The organism is Trinickia sp., assembly GCF_051953955.1.
GTDB lineage: Bacteria > Pseudomonadota > Gammaproteobacteria > Burkholderiales > Burkholderiaceae > Trinickia.
This window is the reverse complement of sequence record NZ_JBQCIF010000125.1, coordinates 81,531-108,083: the sequence shown is the minus strand read 5'-3', so window position 1 is coordinate 108,083 and position 26,553 is coordinate 81,531. Positions and strand designations below refer to the sequence as shown.

The 26,553-nt window shown below is 64.3% G+C and carries 20 protein-coding genes; 4 read left to right on the top strand and 16 right to left on the bottom strand.

Annotated features, from left to right (window positions below; all coding sequences use genetic code 11):
• Positions 1-16: 16 nt before the first annotated feature.
• The 4 genes from rsmA to ACTHNZ_RS23550 all read right to left on the bottom strand — a co-directional run bounded on the left by rsmA (position 17) and on the right by ACTHNZ_RS23550 (position 5,746).
• Positions 17-832 (bottom strand): 16S rRNA (adenine(1518)-N(6)/adenine(1519)-N(6))-dimethyltransferase RsmA, encoded by an 816-nt coding sequence (gene rsmA / locus ACTHNZ_RS23565; RefSeq protein ID WP_440545002.1) that lies wholly within the window; start codon positions 830-832, stop codon positions 17-19.
• Positions 833-915: 83 nt separating this feature from the next.
• On the bottom strand, positions 916-1,917 hold the full coding sequence (gene pdxA, locus ACTHNZ_RS23560) for a 4-hydroxythreonine-4-phosphate dehydrogenase PdxA (protein WP_440545001.1): 1,002 nt from the start codon (positions 1,915-1,917) through the stop codon (positions 916-918).
• Positions 1,918-1,928: 11 nt separating this feature from the next.
• Entirely contained in the window at positions 1,929-3,299 is a 1,371-nt protein-coding gene (locus tag ACTHNZ_RS23555; RefSeq protein ID WP_440545000.1) for a peptidylprolyl isomerase, read from the bottom strand.
• Between the two features lie 83 nt (positions 3,300-3,382).
• Positions 3,383-5,746, bottom strand: coding sequence for an LPS-assembly protein LptD (locus ACTHNZ_RS23550; protein ID WP_440544999.1), 2,364 nt, complete (start codon positions 5,744-5,746; stop codon positions 3,383-3,385).
• 224 nt (positions 5,747-5,970) lie between these two features.
• Between ACTHNZ_RS23550 and ACTHNZ_RS23545 the strand changes: the two genes are divergently transcribed.
• Entirely contained in the window at positions 5,971-7,005 is a 1,035-nt protein-coding gene (locus ACTHNZ_RS23545) for an aminoglycoside phosphotransferase family protein (RefSeq protein ID WP_440544998.1), read from the top strand.
• Between the two features lie 14 nt (positions 7,006-7,019).
• Entirely contained in the window at positions 7,020-7,751 is a 732-nt protein-coding gene (gene murU, locus ACTHNZ_RS23540; protein WP_440544997.1) for an N-acetylmuramate alpha-1-phosphate uridylyltransferase MurU, read from the top strand.
• Positions 7,752-7,837: 86 nt separating this feature from the next.
• On the opposite strand, the gene ACTHNZ_RS23535 is transcribed toward murU, so the two are convergent.
• Positions 7,838-9,727 (bottom strand): ABCB family ABC transporter ATP-binding protein/permease, encoded by a 1,890-nt coding sequence (locus tag ACTHNZ_RS23535; protein WP_440544996.1) that lies wholly within the window; start codon positions 9,725-9,727, stop codon positions 7,838-7,840.
• Positions 9,728-9,813: 86 nt separating this feature from the next.
• Between ACTHNZ_RS23535 and ACTHNZ_RS23530 the strand changes: the two genes are divergently transcribed.
• Positions 9,814-10,212, top strand: a complete 399-nt coding sequence (locus ACTHNZ_RS23530; RefSeq protein WP_440544995.1) for an acyl-CoA thioesterase — start codon at positions 9,814-9,816, stop codon at positions 10,210-10,212.
• A 28-nt stretch (positions 10,213-10,240) separates the two neighbouring features.
• Here ACTHNZ_RS23530 and ACTHNZ_RS23525 read toward each other — a convergent pair whose 3' ends face one another.
• Together ACTHNZ_RS23525 and ACTHNZ_RS23520 are read right to left on the bottom strand one after the other, a co-directional pair.
• Positions 10,241-12,910: a sensor domain-containing protein gene (locus ACTHNZ_RS23525; RefSeq protein WP_440544994.1), complete on the bottom strand. Its 2,670-nt coding sequence runs from the start codon at positions 12,908-12,910 to the stop codon at positions 10,241-10,243.
• A 311-nt stretch (positions 12,911-13,221) separates the two neighbouring features.
• A complete protein-coding gene (locus ACTHNZ_RS23520) occupies positions 13,222-13,698 on the bottom strand; it encodes a nitrate reductase associated protein (protein ID WP_440544993.1) in 477 nt (158 codons plus the stop codon).
• A gap of 152 nt (positions 13,699-13,850) precedes the next feature.
• Between ACTHNZ_RS23520 and fdhD the strand changes: the two genes are divergently transcribed.
• Positions 13,851-14,690 carry a formate dehydrogenase accessory sulfurtransferase FdhD gene (fdhD, locus tag ACTHNZ_RS23515; protein WP_440544992.1) on the top strand — a complete coding sequence of 280 codons (840 nt, stop codon included), beginning with the start codon at positions 13,851-13,853 and terminating at the stop codon, positions 14,688-14,690.
• 348 nt (positions 14,691-15,038) lie between these two features.
• Here the strand turns inward: fdhD and ACTHNZ_RS23510 are convergent, their stop codons facing one another.
• The 9 genes from ACTHNZ_RS23510 to ACTHNZ_RS23470 all read right to left on the bottom strand — a co-directional run bounded on the left by ACTHNZ_RS23510 (position 15,039) and on the right by ACTHNZ_RS23470 (position 26,392).
• The gene (locus ACTHNZ_RS23510) at positions 15,039-15,473 is read right to left on the bottom strand and encodes a hypothetical protein (protein ID WP_440544991.1); all 435 of its coding nucleotides are present in this window, start codon (positions 15,471-15,473) and stop codon (positions 15,039-15,041) included.
• 244 nt (positions 15,474-15,717) lie between these two features.
• On the bottom strand, positions 15,718-16,485 hold the full coding sequence (locus ACTHNZ_RS23505) for an enoyl-CoA hydratase (RefSeq protein ID WP_440544990.1): 768 nt from the start codon (positions 16,483-16,485) through the stop codon (positions 15,718-15,720).
• An 84-nt stretch (positions 16,486-16,569) separates the two neighbouring features.
• Positions 16,570-17,769 (bottom strand): acetyl-CoA C-acyltransferase, encoded by a 1,200-nt coding sequence (locus ACTHNZ_RS23500; protein ID WP_440544989.1) that lies wholly within the window; start codon positions 17,767-17,769, stop codon positions 16,570-16,572.
• 78 nt (positions 17,770-17,847) lie between these two features.
• Complete coding sequence (locus tag ACTHNZ_RS23495; RefSeq protein WP_440544988.1) at positions 17,848-20,286, bottom strand: 3-hydroxyacyl-CoA dehydrogenase/enoyl-CoA hydratase family protein; 2,439 nt, start codon at positions 20,284-20,286, stop codon at positions 17,848-17,850.
• 51 nt (positions 20,287-20,337) lie between these two features.
• Positions 20,338-22,125, bottom strand: coding sequence for an acyl-CoA dehydrogenase C-terminal domain-containing protein (locus ACTHNZ_RS23490; protein WP_440544987.1), 1,788 nt, complete (start codon positions 22,123-22,125; stop codon positions 20,338-20,340).
• A 77-nt stretch (positions 22,126-22,202) separates the two neighbouring features.
• A complete protein-coding gene (locus ACTHNZ_RS23485) occupies positions 22,203-22,808 on the bottom strand; it encodes a TetR/AcrR family transcriptional regulator (protein WP_440544986.1) in 606 nt (201 codons plus the stop codon).
• 197 nt (positions 22,809-23,005) lie between these two features.
• On the bottom strand, positions 23,006-24,289 hold the full coding sequence (locus ACTHNZ_RS23480) for a phospholipase D-like domain-containing protein (protein ID WP_440544985.1): 1,284 nt from the start codon (positions 24,287-24,289) through the stop codon (positions 23,006-23,008).
• Complete coding sequence (nudB, locus tag ACTHNZ_RS23475; RefSeq protein WP_440544984.1) at positions 24,286-24,804, bottom strand: dihydroneopterin triphosphate diphosphatase; 519 nt, start codon at positions 24,802-24,804, stop codon at positions 24,286-24,288. Before nudB ends, ACTHNZ_RS23480 begins: the two co-directional genes overlap by 4 nt.
• Before the next feature lie 52 nt (positions 24,805-24,856).
• Positions 24,857-26,392 (bottom strand): MFS transporter, encoded by a 1,536-nt coding sequence (locus tag ACTHNZ_RS23470; RefSeq protein ID WP_440544983.1) that lies wholly within the window; start codon positions 26,390-26,392, stop codon positions 24,857-24,859.
• Positions 26,393-26,553 lie beyond the last annotated feature (161 nt).

The following is a 26,553-nucleotide window of genomic DNA, read 5'->3' as shown; positions in this document are numbered from 1 at the left end:
CGCACCGCGAAAGCGCTTACGGCGCCGCGAGCGTTTGCGCCACGCGCACGTACTCGGCGACCGAAACGTCTTCGGCTCGCCGAGCAAGATCGAAGCCGAGCCCTTCGAAATCGACACGATCCCGATAGGCCGCAAGCGTATTGCGCAGCATCTTGCGCCGCTGCGAGAACGCTGCCGTGACGAGCTCGCCGAACACGGTCATGTTGACGGGTGCCAACTCGTGCGGCGCATACGGAATCATCCGCACGATCGCCGAATCGACCTTCGGCGGCGGCTGAAACGATTCGGGCGGCACGTCGAGCTGCTTGTCGATCGAGTACCGATACTGCAGCATCACCGACAACCGCCCGAACGCCTTCGTGCCCGGCTCGGCCACCATCCGCTCCACGACCTCGTTTTGCAGCATGAAGTGCTGATCGACGACCACCGGCGCGAAGGACATCAGGTGAAACAGCAGCGGGCTCGAAATGTTGTACGGCAAATTGCCGACGATGCGCAGCGTCGGCTTCTCGTGAGTCTCGACTAGCGTTGCGAAATCGAAGGCCAACGCATCGCCCGCATGCAGCGCAAGCCGATCGCCGAATTTGTCTTGCAAGCGCGCGATGAGGTCGCGATCGAGCTCGACCGCATGCAGCGGCGTCTCGGGCGTCGCCAGGCGCTCGACGAGCGGCTCCGTCAGCGCGCCGAGCCCGGGCCCGATCTCGACCATCCGCTGCCCGCGCTCAGGCGCAATCAGCGCGACGATCGAATCGATGATGCCGAGATCGACGAGGAAGTTTTGCCCGAACCGCTTGCGCGCGAAATGGCCTTGATGCTGTCTGCTGGTGGACATCGGAGTAAAAAAGCCGAAAAAGGTCGAGAAAATGCCGGTTCAGTTGACAACGGGAAACCGAAAACCGCGAACTGGCCCGTCCGTCAGCCGGCGCGCCGGTTGCGCGCCATCGCGACGGCCGTATCGATGGCGGCGATCATGCTGCCCGAATCGGCGCGGCCCGTGCCCGCGAGATCGAGCGCGGTGCCGTGATCGACCGACGTGCGGATGATCGGCAAGCCCAGCGTGATGTTGACGCCCTCACCGAAGGTCGCGTACTTGAGCACCGGCAACCCTTGATCGTGGAACATCGCAAGCACGCAATCTGCGTCGTCGAGATAGCGAGGCTGGAACAGCGTATCGGCGGGATAAGGGCCGCGCGCGTCGATGCCTTGCTTCGCCGCCAGCGCAAGCGCCGGCGAAATGACGTCGATCTCTTCGCGCCCGAGGTAGCCGTTCTCGCCCGCGTGCGGGTTCAGGCCCGTGACGAGAATGCGGGGAACCGGCAAGCCGAAGTCGCGCCGCAAGTCGCAATCGATGATCGTAATCGTTTCGACGAGGCCGTCGATGCTGAGCGCATGCGGTACGTCCTTGAGCGGGAGATGCGTCGTGGCCAACGCGACGCGCAACGGGCGAGCGCCGGTGCCGGCCAGCATCATCACGACGCGCGCCGTACCCGTGCGCTCGGCGAGATACTCGGTATGCCCCGTGAATGGGACACCCGCATCGTTGATCGTGCTCTTTTGCAGCGGTGCCGTGACGATCGCATCGAACACCCCACCGAGCGCGCCGTCGATCGCATCGTCGAGCAACCCGAGCACGTAGCGGCCGTTCGCGGCATCGAGGCGGCCGGCCTGTGCCGCGGCAGCCAGCGGCCGGTGCCCGACGTCGACGTGCCCGCCGCCTAGCAATGCCATCCAATCGACACCCGCCGCCTTTGCGCGGGCATCGATCAGCGCCGCATCGCCGAGCACCGTGAATTTGACGCCCGGCCAATGCGCCGCGGCACCCACCAACGCGGCCGCTGTCAGCTCCGGGCCCACGCCGGCCGGTTCGCCCGTGGTGATCGCGATATTCAGCGGGGCGACACTGGCGGCACGCGTCATCGTCTATCGGCTCACTGTTGAGCGAGCGGGCCGCCGACCTTGTATTGGACGTAAGCCGAATCGCGCAGTTGGCGCAGCCAATCGGCATAGGCCTGCTCCGCCTTGCGCTGGCCGATCGCCTGACGCGCCAGATCCATCTGCTGCTGGACCGAGCCTTCCGCCTCGCGCCGGCCTAGAACCTGAATCAAGTGGTAGCCGTACTCGCTGCGAACGGGTTCGCTGATTTCGTTGTCCTTCAAGTCGTTCATCGCCCGCTCGAATTCGGGAACGGTCTCACCCGGGCTGATCCAGCCGAGATCGCCGCCTTGCGAAGCGGAGCCGTCTTGCGAGTAGGTGCGCGCGAATTGCGCGAAATCGCCGCCTGCCTCGATCTGCTGCCGGATCTCGAGCAGCTTTTGCCGTGCGGCAGCCTCGGACTGGCCCTCGCCGACGCGAATCAGGATATGCCGCACGTGCGTTTGCACGAGCTTCGGTGCATCGGCCGCCGAGCCGCCGATGCCGACACGGCGATCGACGAGCCGCATCACTTCGAAGCCTTCATCGGTGCGGATGACGTCCGGTGCCACTTCGCCCGGACGCAACGCCGACGCCCCCTTGACGAACGCCTCCGGCAGATTTCCAGGCGCCTTGAAGCCCAGATCGCCGCCTTGCTTGGCATCGGCTGCCTGAGAGTCGTCCTTCGCGAGCGACTCGAACTTCGCGCCACTCTTGGCCTGCTTCAGGATCGCCTCGGCCTTCGCGTGCGCGGCATCCACCACGTCTTGCGCCGCACCGGCGGGCACTTTGACGAGAATGTGCTCGATGCGCAGGTCTTGCTGCGCCCGCGCACCGGGCCCACGCTGGCTCGCGATGTAGTTCGCGACTTCCGCGTCCGACACCGTCACCTTGCTGTCGACCTCTTTTTCCCGCAGCTTGGAGAGCGTCAACTCGTTGCGGGCATCGCGCGTGAACAACGCCCAGGGCACGCCCTCGGCTTCGATCCGCGAGCGATAGACATCGAGCGAAAGGTTGTTCGCCGCGGCGAGGCGCTGGAGCGTTTTTTGGACGTCGGCATCGCTGACGACGATGCCGTCTTCCTTCGCCTTTTCGAGCTGGATGCGCTCGAGCACCATTTGATTGAGCACTTGCGAGCGCAGTTGGTCCTGCGGCGGCACCGGCGCATGCTGCTGCGTCAGCCGCCGCGCGATAAGGCCGACGCGCTGATCGAGCTCGCGCACGGTAATGACGTCGTCGTTGACGACGGCGGCGACGGAGTCGACCGTTTGCCCGGCCTGGGCTTGCGCCCCCAGCGCCTGGGCCGCAGCCGGCGCGGCCGGCAGAAGAACGGCGACGGCCATCGACGCCGCAAGCGTTGCCAAGCGAAGCTTATTCACGATTGCCACACATGCTCCAGATATCTTGGGCCGCTTTACGCGCCCCTTTTTTGCGCACACGAGCCGTGAGGCCGTGCGCGTTGCTCGTCCGATCACTCGTAATTGGTGAATCGCGCCAATGGCGCCAGCGGCGGCGGCGGCGGCTGATAGCCCGCCACGCCCGCACGAAATGCCGCCACGAGCCCATTGTCGACGTTCGACAGCCCCTTGAGCGTCAACTGCGCCAGGACCCGCGTTCCCGACGTGTACTGCCCCGCCCCGTCCAGGCCGTTCGAATAGCGCTGAGCCCCGATGCCGAGCACCCAGCAATCGGCATCGTACTGGAAGCCGACGAGCGCGTCGACGATGCGACGCGCTCGCAAGTCGTAGTTGAACCGGCCAACGGCGTAAACCCGGTGTGTGAGCGGCCATTCCGACGACAGCAGGATCTGGTTGATCGGCTGGTTGCTGAGCGTGGTGTTCGCGCGCGTATAGCGATAGGCCAGATTGACGACCTTGCGATCGTCGGGACTGAACCCGAAACCGACGCTCGAGCGCACGAGTTGACGTTCGTCCACATTATATTGGAACGCCGTTTCCGAGGCGAAACCGGCCCCGAGCTTGAGCGATGCCCCGACGAGCAGGTCCGAATGGCTCGTGGCCGGGGTGGGCGTGCTCGTGTCGAGCGTCACGCGCTGATCGGTGAAGTAATACTGCTGCGCGATCACGAAACGTGCGCGTTCGTCCCCCGTCGCCGGGTTGATGAAGCGCGAAGTCAACGCCGCGGTGATGCGGTTCGCGTCGGCGATGCGGTCGTTGCCGACGAACGTGTTCGGCGTGAAGATCTCGGCCAGGCCGAAGTCCGATTCGGCCGTATCGAACAACGGTGCGAAGCTCTGGTTCCGATACGGCGTATAGACGTAGTAGAGGCGCGGTTCGAGCGTCTGGATGTAGTCGTCGCCGAACAAGCGGACCGAGCGATCGAAAATGAGCCCGCTGTCGAAGCTGAAGGTCGGAACGGATTCCGTGAATGCCTTCGGCTGCCCGGCCGGAGCGCTGCTGCCGATATTGCTGAGGTCGTACGAAGCGAAATGCCACTGCACCTTCGGCACAACGAAGTATCCCGGCCCGATGAGCCCGTACGATACGTACGGGTTGAACATCAGCCGATCGCCCTCGGTCTGATCGGCCGTCGTGATGCGAAATCGCGTGTAGTCGGCTTCGGCGCCGAAATCGAAACCGCCGATGTTGTACTTCGCGTACTTGACGTTCAATTGCGGTTCGCGACCGTACGGCGGCGTCGAATTTTGCTGTGTTTGCCAGTGTTGCACGCGCGCGAGCACCGACCAGGGCCCGCTGCCGTACGTGAGGCCGGCTTCCTGCTGGAACAGCGTCTGCGTACCGTTGACGAACTCATTGCCGGCCGAGGAGAGGTCTCTGGAGTAGAACTGATCGGAGACACGGTTGTACAACACGTATGCCCCAAAGCCGCCCCCGAGGTTTTGGGCGTGCTGCCAGTAGACCGCATAGCGATTCTGATGGGCGAGCGCATCGTTCGGCAGGAACTCACCGGTCAGGGAACCCGAGTAGGTCGGCGACAAATAACGGAAAAGTGCCTGCGTCTGCACGCCGCGCTTCGAGATCAGGCGCGGCGTCAACAACAAATCGCGGTTGGGCGCGATGTTGAAGTAGTACGGCACCGAGAGTTCGAAGCCGTTCGTCGAGCTCATCGAAAACGTCGGCGGCAACAAGCCGCTGCGACGCTCGCTCGATAGTGGGAACGGCAGCCACGGGCTCGCGAAGATCGGCACGCCTTGGAAGAACAGCACGCCGTTGTGCGCGACGCCTTCGTCCGCGCCCGTGTCGAAATCGAAGCGCGAGCCGCGGATGTACCATGCCGGCTTCTCGCACTGGCACGCCGTATAAGTGGCGCTCGTGAATTCGGAGCGCTCGCCGTCGAGCAGATCGACACGCTCCGCGCTGCCCGAGCCGCCGTTCGAATTGAAGTGGTACTTCGGCAGCGGCATGTAGCCTTGGCTCGCCTCCACCTTCAAATGCGCCTCCGGGCCCGCGAACAGCACGCCGTTCTCGATCACGCGCACGCTGCCGTACGCGTCCGCCATGTCGGTGTCCTGATCGTAGTGGAACGCATCCGCCTTGATTACGGCGACCCCGCGCCGCAGCTCGGCGGCGCCCTTGATCGCGACGTCCTGATCGGCCGTGCCGCTCGCCCGATCACCAATCACGAACGTGGCGGGCGCACTGCCCGGCGTCAGGCGGTGCTCCTCGAGTTGCGGCGCGAGCCGCAGCCCCCACGGCGCGTCGATCGGCTGCGGCTGCGCCGCCGCGCCCGTCAATTGCGCGTGCGACACGGCGGGCATCAATCCCGGCACGGCGATCAGTGCCGTGGCGAGCCGCCTCAAGCGCGGCAGCTTGTCGCCGGGAAAATTCTTGAAATGGGGCTGTCTTTGCGGCATCTATCGTTTGGCGAATCGGCTCGGCGGCAGGCTGGGCGCCCGCCGCACGTTACTTGGACCGCGCACAGCGAGCGGCGTGTCGCGGCGCATGCCGGCGACGCGCGCACGCATGCGGACGACGAGCGGTCGAACGGAACCGTGCGAAAGCCGACACGGGAACAGGGGCGCAACATAAAAAGTCGTCGGGTATTATATGGCAAGACGTTTTGCTCCCCGCTGATACGATGACCGACTCCCCCGCCGACACCCGGCGCGATGCCCTCGCCGCCTGGCTCGGCTCGTTCGCCCCCCGCTACGGCCTCGACCTGCCGAGCCTCGCCCCGGCCTCGGCCGATGCCAGCTTCCGCCGCTATTTCCGCCTCGCGAGCGCCGGCGAGCACGGCGCGTCGCTGATCGCCGTCGATGCCCCGCCGCCCGAAAAATGCCGCGAGTTCGCGCAGATCGCCCAAATGCTCGCCGATGCCGGCGTGCATGTGCCGCGCGTGCTCGAATGCGATTTCGAAGCCGGTTTCATGCTCGTCACCGATCTTGGTACGCGCCTCTACATCGCCGAGTTGGACCCGAGCGATCCCGCACGAGCGAAACCGCTGATGCGCGCGGCGCTCGATGCGCTGATCCGCTGGCAATCGAGCTCGCGCGAGGGCGTGCTGCCGCCGTTCGACGAAGCGTTCCTGCGCCGCGAAATGGAGTTGATGCCCGAGTGGTACGTGACGCGCCACATGGGCCGCGAGGTCGATGAAAAGATGCGCGGCGTGCTCGACCGCACCTACGCGCTGTTGATCGCAAGCGCCCGTGCACAGCCGCAAGTGTTCATGCTGCGCGATTTCATGCCGCGCAACTTGATGATCTGCGAGCCCAACCCCGGCGTGCTCGATTTTCAAGATGCGGTGCAAGGGCCGATCGCCTACGACGTCGCCTCGCTGCTGCGCGATGCGTTCATCAGTTGGGACGAAGAATTCGAGCTCGATTGCTTCGCCTACTACTGGGAACGCGCCAAAAAAGCGGGCCTGCCCGTCGATCCCGATTTCGGCGAGTTCTACCGGCAGATCGAATGGATCGGTCTGCAGCGGCACGTCAAGATCCTCGGCTTGTTCGCCCGCTTGCATTATCGGGACGGCAAGGCGCGCTATCTGACCGACTTGCCGCGCTTCGTCGGCTATGCACGCAAGGTCGCCGAGCGCTACCGGCCGCTCGTGCCGTTCGCGCGCCTGCTGGACGATCTCGAGAGCCGTGGGCCGCAAGTCGGCTATACGTTCTGAGCGGGCCGTACCGGATGACATATACGCTGACAACAGCGATGATTTTCGCGGCGGGGCGCGGCGAACGGATGCGCCCGCTCACGGACACGAGACCCAAGCCACTGCTCGAGGTAGCCGGCAAGCCGCTCATCGTCTGGCAGATCGAACGTCTCGCGCGAGCAGGCTTCACGAAGGTCGTCATCAACCACGCTTGGCTCGGCGAGCAAATCGAGCAAGCGCTCGGCGATGGCTCCCGTTACGGTGTGAGGCTCGCCTATTCGGCCGAGCGCGAGGCACTCGAAACGGCGGGCGGCATCGCCCACGCGTTGCCGCTGCTCGAGACGGACGGGGCGCCGTGCGTGTTCGCGGCCATCAGCGGCGACGTGTTCTGCGAGTTCGATTACGCGCGACTGCGCGAGCCTGCCGTGCGTGTGGCGGCCGCCGCGCAACCGAGCATGCACCTCGTCATGGTCCCGAATCCGCCGTTTCATCCGCGCGGCGATTTCGCGCTCGATGCAAAGGGGCAGCTTTCGCTCGACGGGGCGGCACGCTATACGTTCGGCAACATCGGCGTCTATGACACGCGCATGTTCCATGCGCTGACGCCGGGCGAGCGCCGTCCGCTGACACCTTACTACCGCGAGGCGATCGCCGCAGGGCTCGCGAGCGGAGAGCTCTACGAGGGGCGCTGGGAAAACGTCGGCACGCCCGACCAATTACGCTCGCTCGAGCGTGCGCTGGGCGGTGCCGGAGGCCAAAGCGGTTAGCGGTCACGCCGGCGCGTAGTGCAAAGGCTGCGGCGTTGGGCAACCGCAAGAGCAACGGCAAGAGCGAATCACGCCAAGCGCGCCGATCAAGCGCTCTGCCCGTGCGCCGCGCTTTCGACGCGCGCACGCGACGCGGCCCGCTGCTGCAGGGCCCACATCTGCGCGAAGGCCCCTCCCGCTTCGAGCAGTTCGGCGTGCGTGCCGCGCTCGACGATGCGGCCATGGTCCATTACGATGATCTGCTCGGCATGCACCACGGTGGAAAGCCGATGGGCGATGAGGAGCGTCGTGCGTCCGCGCGCGATCTGGTCGAGTTCCTGCTGGATCGCCCGCTCCGAATGCGAATCGAGCGCGGACGTCGCTTCGTCGAAAATGAGAATCGGCGGATCCTTGAGCAGCGTGCGAGCGATCGCGACGCGCTGCTTCTCTCCGCCCGACAGCTTGAGGCCCCGTTCGCCCACGGCCGTGTCGTATCCGTTGGGGAGGCTCTCGATGAATTCGTGGATGTGCGCCGCGCGCGCGGCGGCCATGACTTCCTCGCGCGTCGCCGACGGACGGCCGTAGGCGATGTTGTAGTAGATCGTATCGTTGAACAGCACGGTGTCTTGCGGCACGATCCCGATCGACGCGCGCAGCGAATCTTGCGTCACGTCGCGAATGTCCTGCCCGTCGATCGTAATTGCGCCACCGCGCGCGCGATCGATGTCGTAAAAGCGGAACATGAGCCGCGCGAGCGTCGATTTGCCCGAGCCGCTCGGCCCCACCACGGCCGTCGTCGTCCCCGCCGCGATCGAAAACGTAACGTCGTCGAGGATGACGCGCGCGTGCTCGTAGCCGAACCGAACGTGCTCGAAGCGCACTTCGCCGCCGCGCACGGCAAGCGGCAATGCTCCCGGCGCGTCGGGTACCTCGCGCGCCGCGCCGAGCAACGTGAACATCCGGTCCATGTCGGTCAAGCTCTGCTTGAGCTCCCGATAAACGACGCCGAGAAAATTCAGCGGAATGTACAACTGCAGCATGAATGTGTTGATGAGCACGAGATCGCCCAGCGTGAGCCGTCCTGCCATCACACCCTGCGTCGCGCGCCACAAGATGAAGACGAGCCCCGTGCCGATGATCGCTTGCTGACCGAAGTTGAGCACGGACAACGAATTTTGCGATTTAATCGCGGCGGCGCGAAAGCGCTTGAGGTTCTCGTCGTAGCGCCGAGCTTCCCAGTCCTCGTTGTTGAAGTACTTGACCGTCTCGTAGTTGAGCAGCGAATCGATCGCGCGCGAGTTGGCGCGTGAATCGAGCTCGTTCATCGTGCGGCGAAAATGCGTGCGCCACTCCGTCACTTTGACGGTGAATACGATGTAGGTCGCGAGCGCGGCAAGCGCGACGAGCGCGTAGTAGGCCTCGTATTTGACGACGAAAAAACCGAGCACGAGGCCGACTTCGACGAGCGTCGGCAAGATGCTGTAGAGCGAATAGGAGATCAGTTGCGAAATGCCGCGCGTGCCGCGCTCGATGTCGCGCGACATGCCGCCCGTTTGCCGGTCGAGGTGAAAGCGCAGCGAGAGCGAATGCAAGTGACGAAATACCTTCAGCGCGATACTGCGCACGGCGCTCTCGGTCACCTTCGAAAACAAGATTTCGCGCAACTCGGTAAAGAGCGACGTCGAAAGCCGCACGAGCGCGTATGCAATGACGAGCAAACCCATCGATCCGGCGAGGACGATCGCCGGATCGTGCTCGGCGCGCCCGAGTGCCGTCAGGCGATGCATCGAAGCCAAGCCGTCGACGATGTGCTTCATGACGATCGGCACGCCGAGATTGGCGAGCTTCGCCGCGATGAGGCTGGACAGCGCCAGCGCGACCCGGCCCTTGTAATCGGCGAGATACGGCAGCAGCGAACGAATCGTCTGCCAGTCGCGGCGTGCCGCGCCGGGGACGGCTGCGGGTGCGGGTTCTTGCGAAGAGCTATAGCGGCGCATGGGTAGGGTGGGTCTATTTGCGTGGGGTACGCGCGTGCATGGTATTGTCGCAGGCTCGGACCATTGTTGCAGACCAGGTACTTCCGATGACTATCTCGCCCCCGCTGCTCCCACAAAAAAACTGCGCCCTGCGCGTCGTGCCGCAGCCTTCCGACGCCAATGTGCACGGCGACGTGTTCGGCGGCTGGATCATGGCGCAAGTCGACATTGCGGGCTCGATTCCCGCGAGCCGGCGCGCCAACGGCCGCGTCGCGACGGTCGCCGTCAACTCGTTCGTCTTCAAGCAGCCCGTCTTCGTCGGCGATCTGCTCAGCTTCTACGCCGATATCGTGAAGACTGGCACGACCTCGATCACCGTATCGGTCGAAGTGTTCGCCCAGCGCATGAGCTTGACGGAAGAACTCGTCAAGGTGACGGAAGCGACGCTGACTTACGTGGCGACCGACCACGACCGCCGCCCGCGCAAGCTGCCCGAACTGGAATAACGCGCCCGACGGCCGTGCCCCAACCGAATCAGGCCGGCACGCCCGCCGCCGCACGCACGTTCAACGCCGGCGCCTGCTGGAGCAGGTTGGGGATGGCATCGTGCGGTAGCGGCCGCGCAAAGAAGTAACCTTGCATTTCGTTGCAGGCCCGCTCCTTCAGGAAATCGAGCTGCGCGGCCGTCTCGACACCCTCGGCGATCACCTGCAGTTGCAACGAATGCGCGAGCGCGATGATGGCCGAGGTGATCGTCTCGTCGTCGCTCGACGCACCGATATCCGACACGAACGAGCGGTCGATCTTCAGACGATCGACGGGGAATCGCTTCAGATAGCTCAAGCTCGAATAGCCCGTGCCGAAATCGTCGATCGCGAGGCCGATGCCGAGCGCGTGCAACTCGGCAAGCATCGTCACGGCCTCCTCGGCGTTGCGCATGATCGTGCTCTCGGTCAACTCGAGCTCCAGATATTGCGGCTCGAGGCCCGTTTCCTCGAGAATCGACATGACGAGCTTGGCGATGTCGCGCTGCTGAAACTGCCGCGCCGACAAGTTCACCGATACGCGCGCGGGCGGCAATCCCTCATCCTGCCAGGCCTTGTTTTGCCGGCACGCTTCGCGCAGCACCCATTCCGACAGCGGGCCGATGAGCCCGCTCTCCTCGGCCACGGGGATGAACGCCGACGGCGGCACGAGGCCCACCTCGGGATCGAGCCAGCGCACGAGCGCCTCCATCCCGACGATCTGCCCGCTCTCGATATCGACCTGCGGCTGATAGTGAAGCAAGAACTCGCCATCGCGCAGCGCGCGGCGCAAGCGCCGCTCCAAATTGAGCCGAGCCCCGACGCTCGTGTTCATCTCGGGCTGATAGAACTGGAACGTGTTACGCCCCATGTCCTTCGCGCGATACATGGCGAGATCGGCCTTCTTCAGCAGCGTCTCGGCGTCCTCCCCGTCCTGCGGAAACAGGCTCGCGCCCATGCTGCAGCCCACGTACAGTTCGGTGCCGTCGAGCCACACCGGCTCGGAGATCGTCGCGCGCACACGCTCCATCCAACCGATCAGCGTCTTCTCGTCGACGGCATCGGTCAGCACGATCACGAACTCGTCGCCACCGTGCCGCGCCACCGTATCGCTCGGCCTAGCGCTGCGCGCGAGCCGTTCGGCGACGACACCCAGCAGCCGGTCGCCGATGCTGTGGCCAAGGCTGTCGTTGACGTTCTTGAAGCCGTCGAGGTCGATGAAAACGACGGCCAGCGACTGGCCGCGCGCGATGGCTTGGTCGAGCCGCTCGCGCAGCAAGTTGCGGTTCGGCAACCGCGTCAACGCATCGTAGTTCGCCTGATATTCGAGCTGCTCCTGGTAGCGGATCAGATCGGTGACGTCGTTGATGACGCCGATGTGATGCGTCGTATTCCCGTCAGGATTGGGCACGGGCGCAATGAACAGCTGATTCCAGAACAGCGCACCGTCCTTGCGATAGTTGCGCAAGACCGCACTCACCTCACGGTTGGCGGCCAAACCTTCTCTGATCTCGACGAGGCCCTCCTGATCGCGGTCGTCGCGCTGCAGGAAGCGGCAGTCCTGGCCGACGACCTCGGCCGGATCGTAGCCCGTGATCCGCTTGAACGCCGGATTCGCGTATTCGATTACGTGTCCATTGCCCGATGCGGCCGTGATCAAAATTGCGTTGACGCTCGCATCGAGCGCCCGGCTTTGCAGACGCAAGGCAAGATCGGAACGCTTGCGGTCGGTCACGTCCGTATACGAGCCGAGCACCCCGATGACGGTGCCGTTGCCGTTCGTCAACGGAATCTTGCTCGTGATGCCGGCTCGGTGAGCGCCGTCGATCATCACCTCGAACTCGTGGTTCATCTTCGGCACGCCGGTCGCGATCACCTCCGCGTCGGCTCGGCGCAATGCATCGGCCAGCGCGGACCACGGCATGTCGTCATCGGTCTTGCCGATGACCTGCTCCGTGTACGCGAGCCCCGCGTCGCGTGCAAACGCCATGTTGCAGCCGAGATAGCGCGAGTCGCGGTCCTTCCAGAAAATGCGCTGCGGGATGTTGTCGATGACCGTTTCGAGCATCTGATTCGAGCGCTGCGCCTCGGCCTCGGCCTTGATTTGCTCGGTCACGTCGTCGGCCAGCGCGAACATCGCTGGCCGGCCCATGAACGTCAGCGCGTGATTCGACATGTCGGCGCTCAATTGCGTGCCGTCGCGGCGCCGATGCCGCCAGACACCCGCCGAGACGCGGCCGCGGCGTGGCGCCGCATTGCCGCGCACGAGAAACGATTCGAGGCGGGCTATTTCATCAGGCCAGCAAAGGTCCCGGATCGTCATGCCGAGAAATTCGTTCTCGCCGTAACCGTACTGCTCGACGGCCGCGGCGTTCACCGCCAGAAATCCCAGCGTTTCGCGATCGTAGATCCACATCGGAACAGGGTGGGCGTCGAACAGCTCGCGAAACCGTTCGTCGCTGCGCCGCATGGCGCGGGCCACCCGAATCTTCGCGCGCGCGGCGCTCTCCCTCACGCCGAACGCGTAGACGAGCATCCCGCAGCCCGCCACCATCGTGAAGATGAGCAAGACAGTGGCGAGTCCCGTCGAGTGCTCGTACGCGACGAACACGTTGGCGCCGGTCACCGCTGCGGCGACTGCGACGTTGATCAGCAGCCGTTTCGATAAGAAGGAACGCATTGAATGTAGAAAGCCGGTCGTGTCTAGTGCCCAGGGATGAGTCCCTGGGTGTCGGGGCACTCTGAATGGGGGGCGCGGCTCGGGATTTCTACGCACCCGCTCGGTCCTTCGCGCCGGGATCGATGCGGGCCTTTACGCGCCAACTTATGGATAACGGCAGTGTTCAGCGCAGGTTGAGGGTCGCCCAGCGAAAAATTTTGGGCGGCGGCGAAGGCACACGCTTCCCGGCGCCCCGACGGCGGCTCGGCCGCGGGCGCGTGGCGCCGATGGCCGGCGCCGATCGAAAGGAGGAAGCGTTTTTGGGGACGGAGTCAGTCCATCAAGCCGAATTCGCGCATCGCGGGCACGAAATCATGGCTTGGCTGCGGCTTGCGCGTCAGTTTCGTCAGGATATAGCGCCTGAACGGATCGAGCTGCGCCCAGCGCTCCACGCTCGGCACCGTCGCACCGGCCAGCCGGCTGTGCGTCAGCAGGCTTTCGGGCACGTCCGCGGTGCTGCGCCAGGCGGGCTCGGGGTCCGGTGTGAACCACTCGGGCTCGAGATTCGCATGTGTGCGCATCATTTCGAACAAGGCATGATCGAAGTTCGGCTCGATCTGGGTATCCTCGTCGACGGGAAACCGCGCCAGCAGCTCGCGATCGGGATGCGGCAGCAGTTGCCACTGCGCAAGCGAGATGCGAAGCCCGAAGCGGTCGAGATTGAAGCGGACCGACATCGGCATGTAGGTGAGATTCTCGGACGATACCCGCTCGAAATCGAACATCAGCGGCGTTTCATGTAATCCCATGGCGTGTCCTTTGGCGCGCATGCGCCGGCTCGTACGGGCAAGCGGCGCCCGCTTGGGGTATTTTAGAACCTTATGCACGAAGCGCCGGCCGGCTCCGCCGTGGTGCCGAGGCCGGCGGCATCGATGGGATGTGTTTCTTAGAGAGATTGAACTTGGACGATTCGTTGGACGACGAGCAAGAGCGCGGCGTGGCCGAGCAACAAGTGCGCCGGTGGCGGGGAGGCTCCGTCGAATCGACGGTCGACCAGGTCGGCCAGGAATGGCCCGTGGCGCTCGTGTTCAACGGCATCTCGCACGCGGTCATGATGTGCACGCCGCGCGAATTGGAAGCGTTTGCGGTCGGCTTCGCGATCTCCGAGGGCATCGCCGAGCGTGGCAGCGATATCCGCGACATCGAGGTCGTCTTTCATCGTGAGGGCTTGGCGCTGCCTTATGCGCAGGTCGAGCTGACGATCGTGCAGCAAGCCTTCGCCGCGCTGAAAGAGCGGCGGCGCGCATTGGCGGGGCGGACCGGCTGCGGCGTATGCGGCATCGAAAGCATCGACTTGCTCGATCTCTCGCCCGAGCGCGTGCCCGACACAGGTTTCCTGGCGCGGCTGGCCCCCGACGCCATCGCGCGCGCCGCGCACGAGCTGCCGTCGCACCAAACGCTCACGCGTATGACGGGTGGCCTGCACGCAGCCGCTTGGTGCGACGCGCAAGGCGCCATTTCCCTCGCGTTCGAGGACGTCGGCCGACACAACGCGCTCGATAAGCTGATCGGCCGACTGGTGCTCGATCGCGTAGATACGACGAGCGGGTTCGTTTTTCTATCGAGCCGCGCGAGCTACGAGCTCGTGCGCAAGGCCGCGCGCGTGGGCATCCCGATGGTGGCGACGATCTCCGCGCCCTCCTCGCTCGCCATCGCGATCGCACGGCAGGCCGGGATTCGGCTCGTCAGCTTTTGCAGGGAGACGAGCTACGTCGAATACAGCCCCGCCGGTGGAGACTGACACAGCAACACAGGAGGCTTCGGCCCAAATGCCAGTTCGACCGAATCCAGCCGGACCTGGCGAGTCCACCAGCGGCCGGCAGGTCTACGGCCCGTCAAATTGTTTCAGCAATTCGCCATATTCGGTCCGTCGCTTTATCTCGATGGGTTTGCCGAGAATGGGCGTTCCTCGCCAGCGCCCGAACCGCGCAAAGCGGCGATGTCGGCAGCGACGCGAGCTTGATCGAGCTCACCAATTGAACATATCGACTTCAGCTGTCCAGCAAGCCGCAAGCCAATCATGCGAGGCAACCGCGGTCCGCCGACAAAAGATGTTCTTCGGCGGACGTTCGCCCGCCTGCGCGCAATTTCAGAGGGGCGCCGGAATCACAGGAGTCAGCAGCAGATGATCGTTGTTCTCCGCGCGTCGTATGAGGCCATCATCCCAGATTCCAAGGGTCGGATAAAATCCAGCAACGGTGCCACGGGTTTCGGCGACCAGGGCAAACATGAACTCGTTGTAGTTCGTTTGTGTCGACCGAGTGAGTAGAGAGCCGATGCCTGGTTCCACTGCGAGCGCGGTTAAAGTCCTATCGCTGGCAAAGTAGCACAACACCTTTGACTGAATGATATAAAAGATTCCTGCATCGTCACGTTCGGCGTTCGCGGATACAGTCCAGGAATTCTCGTCCACCTTCCAATATTTCGACAGCACCCCATGAGGGTGAATGAATTGAACCCTTACTGGACCAATATTTCTTATTTTCTCGGCACCGTCTTGGCCTTCGATTCGTGGTTGCGACATTTCACTCTTCCTGGAACTGGAGAAGGACCACTTGCTGTGGCCGGAACTCTGCCTGTGTCGTGCATAGGGGTGCGTGACTAGATGGAAGACTAATGTTAGACAGGTGTTCTATCAATCCAAGAAAATTGAATCGACTGAGTAAGAACTCAGATAGCAGGAATGGGCTCACTTCGAGCCCGCATCTCGCATCATCGGTCCCTTCACACAGCGCGAGAAGTAAAGACTTGATGCCGGGCTGTGTGTTTCACCCGAACTGCCGAAAATCGGGCCTGCGCTTCTGAAAAAACGCCATCATCGCCTCGCGTGCCTCGGGTGCGAGCAGCATCTTGCCGAAGTGCACCACTTCCTCCTTCATGCGATCGGCGATCTCTTGACCGTGCGCGCGCTTCATCAGCATTTTGGTGACGCGCAGCGACGACGCAGGCAACCCGCTGAGCTTGACCGCTTGCGCATAGGCGAATGCATCGACTTCACCGGCCGGCAGCAAGCGATTGACGATGCCCATTCGATGCGCCTCTTGCGCATCGAACGCTTCGCCGAGCAGCAGCTTTTCGGCGGCGAGCGGATAGCCGGCGAGACGCGGCAACAGCAAGCTCGACGCCGCTTCCGGACACAGCCCCAGTTGCGAGAATGGAAGCGAGAACGTCGCCGTCTCGGCCGCATAGACGAGGTCGCAATGCAGCAGCAATGTCGTGCCGATGCCGACGGCCGCCCCTGCTACCGACGCGACGATCGGCTTTTCCGCACAGCTGATGCGCCGCAGAAACTGCAGCACGGGCGCGTCCTCGCCGCTCGGCGGCGACTTCATGAAGTCTTCGAGATCGTTGCCCGCGCTGAACACCTGCGCCCCGCCGCGAATCGAGATCGCCCGCACCGCGGCGTCATCTTCCGCTTCGGCCAGAGCATCGGCCATCGTCTGATACATCGCCGCCGTGATCGCGTTTTTCTTTTCGGGCCGGTTCAGCGCGATCGTCATCACGCCTTCGGCACTGCGCTCCACCACAATGTCCATCGCCTTTCTCCAAAGGAAAACGGTTCGCGGCCCGGAGGATCGCTCCGAAGCGCACGAACCGTCATTGCCGGGTCACGGCGAAAATTACAGGCGCTCGATGATGCCCGCCGCGCCCATGCCGGTGCCGACGCACATCGTCACCATGCCGTACTTCAAATTGCGGCGGCGCAGGCCGTGCACGACCGTGGCCGCCCGAATCGCCCCCGTCGCGCCGAGCGGATGGCCCAGCGCAATCGCGCCGCCGATCGGATTGACCTTGGCCGGATCGAGGCCGAGCTCGCGGATCACCGCGAGCGATTGCGCCGCGAAGGCTTCGTTCAACTCGATCCAATCGAGGTCGTCCTGCTTCAGGCCGGCGGCCTTCAGCGCAGCCGGGATCGCTTCCTTCGGGCCGATACCCATCACCTCGGGCGGCACGCCGCGCACGGCGAAGCTGACGAAGCGCGCGAGCGGCGTCAGGTTGAACTGCTTCAGGATCTTCTCGGAAACGACGATCAGCGCACCTGCACCGTCCGATGTCTGCGAGCTGTTGCCGGCCGTGACCGAGCCCTTGTTCGCGAACACCGCACGCAGCTTGGCCAGACCTTCGATCGTCGTATCGGGACGCGGGCCTTCGTCGAGCGCGATTTCGCGCGTCTTCGCCCTCACCTCGCCCGTGGCGAGATCGGGCATGCGTTCGACGATCGCATACGGGGCGATCTCATCCTTGAACTCGCCTGCTTGCTGCCCCGCGATCGCCTTCTGGTGCGATTCAAGCGAAAAGCGGTCCTGATCCTCGCGGCTCACTTTCCAACGCTCGGCCACGCGCTCGGCCGTCAAGCCCATGCCATAGGCGATGCCGAAATTTTCGTCGTTATCGAAGATGTGCGGCGACATCGACGGGGTATTGCCCATCATCGACACCATGCTCATCGATTCACAACCGCCCGCGATCATCGCATCGGCCTCGCCGACGCGAATCCGATCGGCCGCCATCGCGAGGGCCGTCACGCCCGACGCGCAGAACCGATTGACCGTGACCCCGCCGACCGATTGCGGCAGGCCCGCGAGCAGCGCGCCGATCCGCGCGACGTTCAGGCCTTGCTCGGCCTCGGGGATCGCGCAACCGACGATCGCATCTTCGATGACCTTCGTGTCGAGGCCGGGCACTTGCGCCACGGCCGACTTGATCGCGTGTACGAGCAGCTCGTCCGGCCGCGTGTTCTTGAATGCGCCGCGCGGCGCCTTGCCGATCGGCGTACGGCTCGCGGCGACGATGTATGCGTCTTGCAATTGTTTGCTCATTTGCAACTCCTGAAATGAAACGCTGGGCCGCCCCGCGGGCAATGTCCGCTCGGGCGCGGCCTCGACACGTTCGCCGTATTAGTTACGCACCGGCTTGCCGGTTTGCAGCATGCCCATGATTCGCTCTTGCGTCTTTTGCGTGCCGAGCAGATCGACGAACGCGCGGCGCTCGAGCGTGAGCAGCCATGCTTCGTCGACGAGACTGCCCGCTTCGACGTCGCCGCCGCAGATGACTTCCGCAATGCGCGACGCGATCAGGAAATCGTGCGCGCTGATGAAGTTGCCATCGCGCATGTTCACGAGTTGCGCCTTGATCGTCGAAATCGCCGAGCGCCCCGCCACCGGAACCTGCTTCACCGGAAGCGGCGGACGATAGCCCGCTTGCGCGAGCGCGCGTGCTTCCTTCTTGGCCGTGTCGAGCAATTCGAATACGTTGAACACGATCGTGTCGGACGGCTTCAGATACCCCATCGCACGCGCCTCGATGGCCGAGCCCGACACCTTCGCCATCGCCGCGTTCTCGAACGACTTGGAGAGGAACTTCAGTAGTTCGCCGTTCGATGCGCCGATGGCGGCCGCCGCATCGGCCGCACGCAGCGCAGCCTCCTTCAGGCCGCCGCCCGCGGGCACGAGGCCGACGCCAACCTCGACGAGACCGACGTAGCTCTCGATGTGCGCAACGCGCTTAGCGCTATGAAGCATCAGCTCGCAACCGCCGCCGAGCGCGATGCCCGAGACGGCCGTAACGACGGGCACGTTCGCGTACTTCACGCGCAGCATGCCTTGCTGGAACTTCTTGACGAACGGCTCGATGCCTTTGGCGCCGCCCATCATGAACGCCGGCATCGCTTCCTCGAGGTTCGCGCCGGCCGAGAACGGGCCGCCCGGCGTGCCGAGCGTCAAAGACGTGGGCTGCCAGACGACGACGCCCTTGTACGATGTCTCCGCGAGCTCGATCGCTTGCGCGAGGCCGTCGAGCACGCCCGGGCCGATCGTGTTCATCTTCGTCTTGAACGAGACGATGACGACGTCGTCCTCGCCCGCGCGGTCATCGACCCACGCGCGAACCGAATCGGTTTCGAACAGCGTCTTGCCGTAGGTTTTCGGGTCGGCGCCCGTCTCGCCGACGAGCGGCGCTCGGAACAGTTGCTTGCCGTAGACAGGCAGCGCCGAGCGCGGCTCGAACCGGTTCGCCGCCGGCGAGAACGAGCCTTCGCTCGTGTGCACGCCGCCTTTTTCGGCGACGGCGCCTTCGAACACCCACGACGGCAGCGGCGCCTTCGAGAGCGCCTTGCCCGTGGCGATGTCCTCTCGCACCCACTCGGCCACTTGCTTCCAGCCGGCTGCCTGCCAGCCCTCGAACGGGCCCTCGTTCCAGCCGAAGCCCCAGCGGATCGCCAGATCGACGTCGCGCGCGTTGTCGGCGATCGATTCCAGATGCACGGCGATATAGTGGAAGACGTCACGGAAAATCGACCACAGGAATTGCGCCTGAGGATGCTCCGATTCGCGCAGGAGCTTCAGGCGCTCCGCGGCCGGACGCTTGAGGATGCGGCCGATCAGATCATCGGCCTTCGCGCCGCCCTCGACGTACTCGCCCGTCTTCGCGTCGAGCACCTTGATGGCCTTGCCTTCCTTCTTGTAGAAGCCACCGCCCGTTTTCTGACCGAGCGCCCCCTTCGCGACGAGCGCGGCCAATACGGCTGGTGTTTCGTACACGGGGAAGAACGGATCGTCGGCGAGATTGTCCTGCATCGTCTTGATGACGTGCGCCATCGTATCGAGGCCCACGACGTCTGCCGTGCGGAACGTGGCCGACTTCGCGCGGCCGAGCCGCGAGCCGGTCAGATCGTCGACTTCATCGAAGCGCAGCCCGAACTTCGCGGCTTCCGTGATGACGGCGAGGATCGAGAAAACGCCTACGCGGTTCGCGATGAAGTTCGGGGTGTCTTTCGCGCGTACGACGCCTTTGCCGACGACGCTCGTGAAGAACGATTCGAGATCGTCGAGGATGCGCGGCTGCGTGTGCGCCGTCGGAATCAGCTCGACGAGATGCATGTAGCGCGGTGGATTGAAGAAGTGCACGCCGCAAAAGCGCGACTTCAGCTCGTCCGAGAATCCTTCGGACAAGTTAGTGATCGACAGGCCCGACGTGTTCGTCGCGAAGATCGCATGCGGCGCGAGATGCGGCGCAACCTTCTTGTACAGATCGTGCTTCCAGTCCATCCGCTCGGCGATCGCCTCGATGACGAGGTCGCACTCGGCGAGCCCCGCGATGTCGTCCTCGTAGTTCGCCGGCTCGATGTAGCGCGCGTCGTCCTTGGCGCCGAACGGCGCCGGCGACAGCTTCTTGAGGTTCTCGATCGCCTTCAGGGCCACCGCGTTCTTCGGGCCTTCCTTGGCCGGAAGGTCGAACAGCAGGACCGGCACCTTGGCGTTGATCAAGTGCGCGGCGATCTGCGCGCCCATGACGCCGGCGCCCAACACGGCCACCTTACGAATGATCAAATTGCTCACGTCTTTCCTCCCTAGGAGTCATGTATGTCTGGCGGACTTAAGGCGCTTCGCTTAGAACAGCGCCTCGTCGACGTCCATCAGTGTCTTCGCGCCCGCGCGCGCCTCGCGGATCGTCTTGGCCGTTTCCGGCAGCAGCTTCGCGAAGTAGAAACGCGCCGTGGCGAGCTTCGATTTGTAGAACGGATCGCCCGACGCTTCCTCGTCGAGCGCGATGCGCGCCATGCGCGCCCAGAAATACGAGAAGACCAGATGCCCGACGGTGCGCAGATACGGCACGGCCGCGGCACCGACTTCATCTTGGTTCTGCATCGCCTTCATGCCGATTTCCATCGTTAGCTTTTGCACCTTGTCGCCGATGTCCGCCAGCGGATTGACGAACTCCTGCATTTCGGGCTTCACGCCTTCGGCCTCGACGAAGTCCGTCACGAGCTTGCCGAACTTGCGCAGCTTCGCGCCCATGTCGCCGAGCACCTTGCGGCCCAGCAGGTCGAGCGACTGCACCGCATTCGTGCCTTCGTAGATCATGTTGATGCGGGCGTCGCGCACGTACTGCTCCATGCCCCATTCCTTGATGAATCCATGGCCACCGAAGATCTGCATCGCGTGATTCGTGCATTCGAACGCGTTGTCGGACAGGAACGCCTTCAGGATCGGCGTCAGCAGCGCGACGAGATCGGCCGCCTCCTTGCGCTCGGCTTCGTCTTCGTGCGACAGCTCCTTGTCGATCTGCAGGGCAGACCAGTACGAAAACGCGCGCGCGCCTTCGGCATAGGCCTTCTGCGTGAGCAGCATGCGGCGCACGTCCGGGTGGACGATGATCGGATCGGCCGGCTTGTCCGGTGCTTTCGGGCCCGTCAGAGAGCGCATCTGCAGACGTTCCTTCGCATAGACGAGCGAGTTCTGATAGGCAACTTCGGTGAGGCCGAGGCTTTGCATGCCGACGCCGAGACGCGCCGCGTTCATCATCACGAACATCGCCTGCAGACCTCGATTGGGCTCGCCGACGAGCCAGCCCTTGGCACTGTCGAGATTCATCACGCAGGTGGCATTCGCGTGGATGCCCATCTTGTGTTCGATCGAGCCGCATTTGATGCCATTGCGCTCGCCGGGCTCGCCTGCCGCATCGGGGATGAACTTCGGCACGACGAACAGCGAAATGCCCTTCGTTCCCGGGGGCGCATCGGGCAAACGCGCGAGCACGAGGTGAACGATGTTCTCGGCCAGATCGTGTTCGCCGCTCGAGATGAAAATCTTCGTCCCCGTGATGAGGTACGAGCCGTCGCCGTTCGATTCGGCTTTCGTGCGCAAAATGCCCAGGTCGGTACCGCAGTGCGGCTCCGTCAGGCACATGGTGCCGGTCCACTCTCCCGCCACGAGCTTCGGCAAATAGACTTTCTGCTGCTCAGTCGCGCCGTGCGCGCGCAGGCATTCATAGGCGCCGTGGGACAGGCCCGGGTACATCGTCCACGCCTGGTTGGACGAGTTCAGCATTTCGTAGAGCGCATTGTTCACGAAGGCCGGCAGCCCTTGGCCGCCGTATTCGGGGTCGCAGCCCAGTGCGGGCCAACCTGCCTCGACGTACTGGCGATACGCTTGCTTGAAACCCTTCGGAGTCGTGACCACACCGTCGCCCGCATAGGTGCAGCCTTCCTCGTCGCCGCTCTGATTCAGCGGGAACAGGACCTCGGCGCAGAACTTGCCGGCTTCCTCGAGCACTTGGTTGATCGTGTCGGCATCGAGATCGGCGTGCTTGGGCATGCCTTTGACTTCGTTTTCGACGTTCAGCAGTTCGTGCAGCACGAATTGCATGTCGCGCAGCGGCGCGGCGTACTGACCCATGACTTCCTCCAAAGGTTCACAGCTGTAGAGACAAAGCCGCCAGTGAGCGTCAGTGCACCGGATAGGAGCGCTGCAATCTAACGGCCGTGGCTTTGGCTCCGGTATGAAACGATCGTTTTTTCCAGCGCGGCCCACGTGAGACGCTCGGCATCGGGCAGATGCAGGAAGCGCGCGTCGTGATGCAGACCGAGCGTGAAGCTATACAGTTCGAACAGCATCAGGTCCGGATCGGTATCCGAGCGCAAATGCCCCTCTTCGACGGCTTGCGAGATGGCGCGCAGCAACGCTGCCCGCCAGGTGGAGACGCTCAGCACGAGCTGCTCGCGCACGGGGTTGTCGCCGCGGTCGTCGTACTCGACCGCACCGCTGATGTAGATGCATCCCGTCATCACTTCCTGGATGCGCTTCTCCATCCAGCGCCCCAGCATCGCGCGCAATCTCGGCAAGCCGCGCGGCTCACCCAGGCTCGGGAAGAACACCTCCTCCTCGAAGCGCCGGTGATATTCGCGAACGACCTCCACCTGCAAGTCTTCCCGCGATCCGAAGTGCGCGAAGACCCCGCTTTTGCTCATCTGCATGCGCTCGGCCAGCAAGCCGATCGTCAAACCCTCGAGCCCATCGCGGCTCGCCAGATCGAGCGCCGCATCGAGAATCGCTGCGCGCGTTTGTTCACCTTTTCGCATGGCCTCTCTATACCGTTCTTTTGGCTGTGCAATCATAAAATAGAACGGCCGTACTATTATTGAGCGCGACCGTCCGCGAAACAAGGACTTTATTAGAAACCGGAATCTAACCGGGGACTAGGGCGTGTTCACGCTAATTGCGAGGCACGGGCCGGCGAGCGAACGCGCCGAACCGCGGGGATCGCGGCATGCCGGCCCTAGTCGTATCCGCCCACCGTGAGCAGTTTCATCACGGCGCGGTAGACCATGTACGCCAGCCAGTTCGTCAACCGCTCGGGCCAAGGGCGTGCCGCATATCGGGCAAAGTCGATCGGACGCGCCTCGTCGAACGCCGTGAGAATCGCCTCGCGCAACTGGCCGATTTCGGCGTGTTCGACGAGCACGACGTTTGCCTCGTTGTTGAGCACGAGGCTCAGTGCATCGAGGTTGGATGAGCCGACGGTCGCCCAATTCGAATCGACCACGGCCACCTTGCCGTGCAGCATCGTCTTTTCATACTCGGCGATCTTGGCCCCAGAGGCCAACAGCGTTCGGTAAAGATAAGGCACGGCATGATCGAGCGCGACGAATTCCTTGCGCCCGATCAAAAGGCGCACGTCCACGCCGCGCCGCGCCGCGGCCACCAAGGCGCGCCGCAGCTTGCGCCCGGGCACGAAATAGGGATTGGCCAGCAAGATCTCGTGCCGCGCGCGACCGATGGCGACGAGATAAGCCTTTTCGATCGCGCGCCGATTCACGAAATTGTCGCGCGCGATGAAGGCCACGCTCGGAGCCTTCAGCGCCGCTTGCGCGGGCACTCGGCGCATAGGCCGCGACGGCGCCGCCGTGCCTGTCGCCGTCGCTTCGGCTCGCAGCTCGAGCGCCCGCGATACCGACGCTGCGTAGGGACGGTGCCCGAGCGTGAGGCGTCGCCACTGCGTATCGAGCGCCGCACTGACGCGGGCAACGACAGGTCCCGTCAACTCGACGGCGAAATCCCACCGTGCGCGTGCGAGCCGGCCGCCTGGCGAGGCGAAGTCGTCGACGATATTGATGCCGCCGCAAAAAGCGACATGCTCGTCGACGACCGCGACTTTGCGGTGCGTGCGCGACAAGCCGAACCGGCCGAGCAAACCGAAGCCGAGCCAGCCGGCGTTGTAGACCCGATGTTCGACACCGGCCGCGAGCCATTCGTCGAACAGCGACAGGCGCCCCGTCCCTAGTGCGTCGGTGATGACGCGCACGCGCACGCCGCGCTTCGCCGCGCGCACGAGCGCATCGGAGACGGGGCGGCCGGCCGAGTCGTCGCAAAAGATATAGGTTTCGAGTGCGACGCTGTCACGCGCCGCATCGACGTGGGCGATCAATGCCTCGAAATAGTCGGCGCCGCTGCTGAACAGCCGCACGTGGTTGCCGGCCGTGAACGCCAGGCGGGCGGTGCGCCGCCGCGAAACGAGTGCGGCCCCGAGGCGCGCGAGCCGGCGCGCGCCGCGTGTGCTCATGCGTCCTTGCGCGGTTGCCGCGAAGCGGCTTGCGCCGCGGCGGCCCCGCCCGTGCGCAGACGGCGCGGCAATTGAAGGATCGCGTCGCGATTGGACGACGAAAAGCAGCGCGCAGCCGCTTGTTCGTAGGGCAACCACAGCGACGCCGTATGCTCGCGCGGCGCGAGGGTGACCTCGAGCCGCGTCGGCACCTCGAGCCCGAACCAATGTTCGACGTTGCGCGTGACGCCTTCGGCGTAGCGATGGCGCCAAACCGGATAAATCTCGTATTCGATGAACTCGCCCCAGTCGACGAGCGCATCGAATGGCACGATCGGGCCGCCGACGACGATGCCCGTCTCTTCCCCGACTTCGCGCACGGCCGTTTCGGTGAGCGCTTCGTCGATGCGATCCTTCGAGCCCGTCACCGACTGCCAAAAGCCGGGATGATCCGCGCGCTCGATGATGAGAACGTCGAGCTCGGGCGTGTAGATGACGACAAGCACCGACTCGGGAATTTTCGGCGGTTTTTGCATGGCGTTCGATGAATGTCGGTCAGTTCGATGATTTCCGGATGTCGGTAGCCGTTCACGCGGCCTGACGGCTCGGCAGGCTGGCCGCGCCCCGGAACCGGATGTGCGCGATGCGCCTCACGAGGCAGACCGCACAGAGTGCGGCGCAGCCCGAGATCGCCATACCGATGTGGAGCGCATGCACGAGCACGCGCCGGGCCGAATCGATCAACAAGCCGCCGTCGACCTTGGCGGCGCGCAACTGTTCGAGCATCGCATCTCGCAGGCTGGCGTCGACGAGCACGCGCGGGTCGGCAAGGCGCGGCAGCCAGTGCGCTTGAAGTTCGGGGCCGAGGCCTTGCAAGGTGTCGGCCGCCCCTGCGGCATAACTATGGTTGACGATCGTGGCCAGAATGCTCGTGCCGAGCATGCCGCCGACCATTCGCGTGGATTGCAGCAGCGCGGTCGTAATGCCGAAGCGCTCTCGGCCGGCAATCTCCTGAGCGAATATGTTCAGGTTGTTGAGGATGAACCCGAGCCCGATGCCGACGGCGGACATCGCCAGCTCGAGCCAAAGATGCGGCGTACGCGGCGTCGCGAACGATAGCGCGGCGGCGGCCGCGACGAGCAGGCCGAACCCGATCGAGAGAATCAACGTCGGGCGCGGCAGCCGAATCACGATGCGCGTGTTGATGACGCTGCCGATCGCGATGCAGGCGGCAATCGGCGTGGCCAAGAGGCCGGCTTCTTGCGGCGAGAGGCCGAATCCGCCTTGCAGCAGCAGCGGCGCGAAGAAGATCAGCGAAAACATCACGAAGCCGGAGAGCGTCGAGAGCATGAACAGCGTCACGAGTTGCGGCTCGCGAAACAAGTCGAGCGGAACGATCGGATGCGTCGCCCGCCGTTCGCACAGAAGCAGCGCTGCGCCGAGGACGGCGACGGCGACCGCCAGTGCGAGGTTGGCTGCCGTCGGCCCGTCCTTTGGCAGCGCTTCGATCAGCACCTGAAAACCGCCGAGCACGAGTGCGACGAGCAATGCGCCGCTCCAGTCGATCTTGACCGAACCTTGGCGCTCGCGTCGGTAATGGGGCAGATGCGCGCCGATGAAATACAGTGCCAGAGCGCCGACCGGAAGGTTCACGAAGAACGTGGAGCGCCAGCCGAAATGCTGACTGAGCCATCCGCCGAGCGAGGGGCCGGCTGCCGTGCCGATGCCGTAGGCGGCCGCCATGATGACTTGCCACCGCACGCGGTAGCGCGGATCGGGGAAGAGGTCGGGGATGGAGGCGAAAGCCGTGCCGACCATCATGCCGCCGCCGATGCCTTGCAACGCGCGGGCGACCGCGAGCATGCGCATGCCGGTGGCGAGCCCGCACAGCACCGAGGCGAGCGTGAACACGACGACGGCGGCGAGGACGAAGCGCTTGCGACCGAAGTAGTCACCGAGGCGGCCAAATACGGGCACGGTGACGACCGATGCCAACAGATAGGCGCTCGCGATCCAAGCGTAGTACTCGAAGCCCTGGAGTTCGGCCACGATCGATGGGAGGGCGGTGCTTACGACAGTCTGGTCGAGGGCAACCAGCATGTTGACTAGGCCGATGCCTAGCATCGCAAAAAGCGCGTGGCGGAATGGTAGCGGAGCGACGGTGGGATTCAAGGCGGTGAGGTGCGGTGCGGCAACGGTCGTGAAGACGTCACGATAGCGTTACGGCGTACCGGGTGCAACCGGGTCCATCTCCACGCGCGCCGCTGGCCGCGGCGCGCTCCGCT

Bases quoted from the DNA above. Each gene is read 5' to 3' on its own strand.
- ACTHNZ_RS23480 (WP_440544985.1), bottom strand. From the start codon at position 24,289: ATGAGCACACGCGGCGCGCGCCGGCTCGCGCGCCTCGGGGCCGCACTC.
- nudB (WP_440544984.1), bottom strand. From the start codon at position 24,804: ATGCAAAAACCGCCGAAAATTCCCGAGTCGGTGCTTGTCGTCATCTAC.
- rsmA (WP_440545002.1), bottom strand. From the start codon at position 832: ATGTCCACCAGCAGACAGCATCAAGGCCATTTCGCGCGCAAGCGGTTC.
- pdxA (WP_440545001.1), bottom strand. From the start codon at position 1,917: ATGACGCGTGCCGCCAGTGTCGCCCCGCTGAATATCGCGATCACCACG.
- ACTHNZ_RS23550 (WP_440544999.1), bottom strand. From the start codon at position 5,746: ATGCCGCAAAGACAGCCCCATTTCAAGAATTTTCCCGGCGACAAGCTG.
- ACTHNZ_RS23470 (WP_440544983.1), bottom strand. From the start codon at position 26,392: ATGCTAGGCATCGGCCTAGTCAACATGCTGGTTGCCCTCGACCAGACT.
- ACTHNZ_RS23485 (WP_440544986.1), bottom strand. From the start codon at position 22,808: ATGCGAAAAGGTGAACAAACGCGCGCAGCGATTCTCGATGCGGCGCTC.
- ACTHNZ_RS23500 (WP_440544989.1), bottom strand. From the start codon at position 17,769: ATGAGCAAACAATTGCAAGACGCATACATCGTCGCCGCGAGCCGTACG.
- ACTHNZ_RS23490 (WP_440544987.1), bottom strand. From the start codon at position 22,125: ATGGGTCAGTACGCCGCGCCGCTGCGCGACATGCAATTCGTGCTGCAC.
- ACTHNZ_RS23510 (WP_440544991.1), bottom strand. From the start codon at position 15,473: ATGTCGCAACCACGAATCGAAGGCCAAGACGGTGCCGAGAAAATAAGA.
- ACTHNZ_RS23545 (WP_440544998.1), top strand. From the start codon at position 5,971: ATGACCGACTCCCCCGCCGACACCCGGCGCGATGCCCTCGCCGCCTGG.
- murU (WP_440544997.1), top strand. From the start codon at position 7,020: ATGACATATACGCTGACAACAGCGATGATTTTCGCGGCGGGGCGCGGC.
- ACTHNZ_RS23520 (WP_440544993.1), bottom strand. From the start codon at position 13,698: ATGGGATTACATGAAACGCCGCTGATGTTCGATTTCGAGCGGGTATCG.
- ACTHNZ_RS23535 (WP_440544996.1), bottom strand. From the start codon at position 9,727: ATGCGCCGCTATAGCTCTTCGCAAGAACCCGCACCCGCAGCCGTCCCC.
- ACTHNZ_RS23505 (WP_440544990.1), bottom strand. From the start codon at position 16,485: ATGGACATTGTGGTGGAGCGCAGTGCCGAAGGCGTGATGACGATCGCG.
- ACTHNZ_RS23530 (WP_440544995.1), top strand. From the start codon at position 9,814: ATGACTATCTCGCCCCCGCTGCTCCCACAAAAAAACTGCGCCCTGCGC.
- ACTHNZ_RS23525 (WP_440544994.1), bottom strand. From the start codon at position 12,910: ATGCGTTCCTTCTTATCGAAACGGCTGCTGATCAACGTCGCAGTCGCC.